The organism is Parvibaculum sp. (genome assembly GCF_049672805.1).
In the GTDB taxonomy this organism is placed as follows: Bacteria; Pseudomonadota; Alphaproteobacteria; order Parvibaculales; family Parvibaculaceae; genus Parvibaculum.
On sequence record NZ_JBATWS010000334.1, the window covers coordinates 1 to 4,114 of the forward strand.

5 protein-coding genes are annotated in these 4,114 nt (G+C 60.6%); all 5 read left to right on the forward strand.

Features of this window, described 5'->3' with window-relative positions; genetic code table 11:
- Positions 1-572, forward strand: a 572-nt coding sequence (locus WBF74_RS10605; RefSeq protein WP_424439310.1) for a methionine adenosyltransferase domain-containing protein, incomplete at its 5' end; no start/stop codon positions are given.
- Positions 573-612: 40 nt separating this feature from the next.
- Positions 613-1,320 carry a tRNA (guanosine(46)-N7)-methyltransferase TrmB gene (trmB, locus tag WBF74_RS10610; RefSeq protein ID WP_424439313.1) on the forward strand — a complete coding sequence of 236 codons (708 nt, stop codon included), beginning with the start codon at positions 613-615 and terminating at the stop codon, positions 1,318-1,320.
- A 146-nt stretch (positions 1,321-1,466) separates the two neighbouring features.
- The gene (rimP, locus tag WBF74_RS10615) at positions 1,467-2,090 is read left to right on the forward strand and encodes a ribosome maturation factor RimP (RefSeq protein ID WP_424439316.1); all 624 of its coding nucleotides are present in this window, start codon (positions 1,467-1,469) and stop codon (positions 2,088-2,090) included.
- A gap of 3 nt (positions 2,091-2,093) precedes the next feature.
- A complete protein-coding gene (gene nusA / locus WBF74_RS10620) occupies positions 2,094-3,707 on the forward strand; it encodes a transcription termination factor NusA (protein ID WP_424439319.1) in 1,614 nt (537 codons plus the stop codon).
- The coding region (locus tag WBF74_RS10625) for an RNA-binding protein (protein WP_424439322.1) at positions 3,688-4,114 on the forward strand (427 nt) is incomplete at its 3' end. The genes nusA and WBF74_RS10625, both read left to right, overlap by 20 nt.

The window sequence follows — 4,114 nt, forward strand, 5'->3', positions numbered from 1 at the left end:
CCGATCTGCGCGAACTCGTGCGCGGCTATGTGAAGGAAGTTCTGCCCGCTGGCTGGTTTCCCCCCGAAGAAGAATTCTATGTGAACCCGACCGGCAATTTCGTCATTGGCGGTCCCGATGGCGATGCCGGCCTGACCGGTCGCAAGATCATCGTGGACACTTATGGCGGCGCGGCCCCCCATGGCGGTGGTGCCTTCTCCGGCAAGGACCCGACGAAAGTTGACCGTTCGGCGGCCTATGCGGCGCGCTATCTCGCAAAGAACGTTGTCGCAGCAGGCCTTGCTGATCGCTGCACCATCCAGCTTGCCTACGCCATCGGCGTGTCGAAGCCGCTGTCGATCTATGTTGATCTGCACGGCACCGGCAAGACGGATGAGGCCTCGATCGAGCGCGCGATCCCGACCTGCATGGATCTGAGCCCGCGCGGCATCCGCGAACATCTCGGCCTCAACAGGCCGATCTATGAGCGCAGCGCGGCCTATGGCCATTTCGGCCGCGAGCCGGATGCACAGGGCGGCTTCTCCTGGGAAAAGACCGATCTCGCAAGCAAGATCGCGGCAGCCATTCGCTGATCGTTGACGGGTTGGCGCCTTCACGCGAGTGGGTCCTGACGTGAGTAGCAGAAACGAAACCCCCTCGCGCCGTCATGTCTATGGGCGCATCAAGGGCAAGGCGCTGAAGCCTCGCCAGGCAAATCTGATGGAGACCCTCCTGCCGAGGGTCTCCATTTCCATTGGTGATACGCCGCTCGATCCGCAAAGCCTCTTTGGCGATGCAGAAGAAGTCTGGCTCGAAATCGGCTTTGGCGGTGGCGAGCATCTCGCCCATCAGGCAGACACGCATCGCCATGTGGGCATCCTGGGCTGCGAGCCCTTTGTGAATGGCGTGGCGAAGCTCGTCACCGAAATCGAGGAGCGGAACCTCACCAATGTACGCATCCTCAATGATGATGCCCGCTTCCTGCTGGAAAAGCTGACGCCCGCCTCGCTCTCGCGCGTCTTCATCCTTTATCCCGATCCCTGGCCGAAAAAACGCCACAACAAGCGTCGCTTCGTGAATCTCGAAACGCTGGACCTCCTCGCAAGAGCCTTGAAGCCGGGCGGGGAGCTGCGTTTTGCCAGCGATATCCCCGATTACATCGCCTGGACACTCGCCCATATGAGCCGTTTCAACCGTGAAAGGGGCGAAACCTTCCGCTGGAACGCCGATTGTGCGGATGACTGGCGCAAGCCCTATGAGGGCTGGCCCGGCACTCGCTATGAGGCAAAGGCCATCCGGGAGGGGCGGACCCCCGCCTATCTTTCTTTCCGCCGCCTCTGAGCGGTTGCCCTTGCTCTTGAGAGCAAAATGGCGTTATAAAGAGGCCAACAAGTCAGCGACGCTCCAGAGAGTGGGCTGTCTCCGGAAACGGGGGCCCGCTTTTTTTGTTATCTGGGGCCCTGTTTGACGGGATTGGAGAAGGGCCATTGGCCTCCACGAAGCTCGAAACAACAGACATTAGTGACGCGACCGCGCTCGCCACGCTCGATACGCATCTCGTTGCGCCTCCCGGCGTTGCGCGCAAGGTGTTCGAACTGGTGCGCGCATCAGCCGAAGGCGCCGGCTTCGAGATCGTGCGTGTCCGTTTCGGCCTGCAGGATGGCCGTACGCTTCAGATCATGGCCGAGCGCCCCGATGGTCGCATCTCGGTCCATGAATGCGAGGAGCTGTCGCATATCATTTCTGCCGTGCTTGATGTCGAGGACCCGATCCCCGGCGAATATAATCTGGAAGTGTCCTCCCCCGGCATCGACCGCCCGCTGACGCGGCCCAAGGATTTTGAACGCTGGCAGGGCTTCGAGGCGAAGGTTGAACTTGGTGAAGCCGTGTCCGGCCGCAAGCGCTTTCGCGGCATATTGCAGGGCGTCGAAGACGGCGAAGTTCTTGTTGAAAGTGAAGTTGAAGGATTTTCGGAACCGCAGATTCTCGGTCTGCCGTTCCTCAAGGTGAGCGAGGCGAAGCTCGTTATGAGCGACGACCTTATCAGGGAAAGTCTTAAAAGGCAGGGCGGGGGTGAAGACGACCCCGATGCCCTCTCCGACGGAGATTAAAGAATGGCACCGGCAGTTAGCGCCAACCGTCTTGAGCTGTTACAGATCGCAGATGCAGTTGCGCGGGAAAAGTCCATCGATCGGGAAGTCGTGCTCGAGGCAATGGCCGAAGCGATCCAGAAAGCGGCTCGCTCGCGCTATGGTGCGGAAAATGAAATCCGTGCACGCATCAATCCGCAGACCGGTGAAATTCGTCTTGTCCGTCTGCTCGAAGTGGTCGAAGCGGTGGACAATGATGCGGTGCAGATCGATCTCAAATCCGCCAAGCGCCGCAACCCGGCTGCACAGGCAGGCGATCTGATCGAAGACGAATTGCCGCCGGTTGATTTCGGCCGCATCGCCGCGCAGACCGCAAAACAGGTCATCGTGCAGAAGGTGCGCGATGCCGAGCGTGAGCGCCAGTATGACGAATACAAGGATCGCATCGGTGAGATCGTCAATGGCATCGTGAAGCGCGTTGAATATGGCAATGTGATCGTTGATCTCGGCCGTGGTGAAGCCATCGTTCGCCGCGACGAGCTGCTGCCGCGCGAAACTTTCCGCAATGGCGACCGCGTACGCGCCTATATATATGACGTGCGCCGCGAACAGCGCGGCCCGCAGATTTTCCTGTCGCGTTCCCATCCGCAGTTCATGGCGAAGCTCTTTGCGCAGGAAGTGCCGGAAATCTATGACGGCATCATCGAGATCCGCGCCGTTGCGCGCGATCCGGGCAGCCGTGCCAAGATCGCCGTCATCTCGAACGACAATTCGATTGATCCCGTTGGCGCCTGCGTTGGTATGCGCGGCAGCCGCGTGCAGGCGGTGGTGAACGAACTTCAGGGCGAGAAGATCGACATCATCCAGTGGTCGCCCGATGCCGCAACCTTCATCGTGAATGCGCTTGCGCCGGCTGAAGTCGTCAAGGTCGTGCTTGATGAAGATGCCCAGCGCATCGAAGTCGTGGTGCCGGACGATCAGCTTTCGCTCGCCATTGGCCGTCGCGGCCAGAATGTGCGCCTTGCCTCGCAGCTTACCGGCTGGGATATCGACATCCTGACCGAAGCCGAGGAAAGCGAACGCCGTCAGGCCGAGTTTGTCAGCCGCACGGCAATCTTCGCCGAAGCGCTCGATGTTGATGAGATGATCGCGCAGCTTCTTGCCTCCGAAGGTTTTGCTTCGATCGAGGAAGTGGCCTATGTCGATCTCGACGAAATCGCCGAGATCGAAGGCTTCGACGAAGATACGGCGCAGGAAATCCAGAGCCGCGCTCTGGAATTCATCGAGCGCCAGAATGCAGAATTTGACGAGAAGCGCCGCGAGCTTGGCGTGGCCGATGAGCTGGGCGAGATCGAAGGCGTGACGCCGAAGATGCTCGTGGCCTTCGGCGAAAACGATCTGAAGACCGTCGAGGATCTCGCTGGTTGTGCCACCGATGATCTGCTCGGCTGGAACGAAACCGTGAATGGTGAGCGCAAGCACCAGCAGGGCATTCTCGAAGATTTCGATCTGACGCCCGATGATGCGAACGACCTCATCATGAAGGCGCGTCTGAAGGCGGGCTGGATCACGGAAGCGGATCTCGCCACGGCGGAAGAAGACGAGGAAGCGGACGAGGGTGAAGAAGCAGAAGTCTGAGGCCGACGGCCCGGAGCGCCGCTGTATCGTCACGGGCGAAACCGGCGGCAAGCAGGGTCTCATTCGCTTCGTGCTCGATCCGGAGGGCAATGTGGTGCCGGATCTGGCCGAAAAACTGCCGGGCCGTGGCTTTTGGGTCACGGGCACCCGGGAGATGGTTGAAAAGGCGGTCCTGAAGGGTCACTTCAGGAAGGCCGCCAGGGGCGCTGCCACGGCGGACCCCGATCTTGCTGATATTGTCGAGCGGCTGCTTGCGCGCCGCGCGGCAGATGCGCTGGGCCTTGCTCGCAAGGCCGGCGCGTTGGAAACGGGCTTCGAAAAGGTGCTGACCGCCATTTCGCGCGGTCGGATCGCAGCCCTGATTGAGGCGCGGGACGGTGCTCTGGATGGCCGTCGCAAGCTTGAAC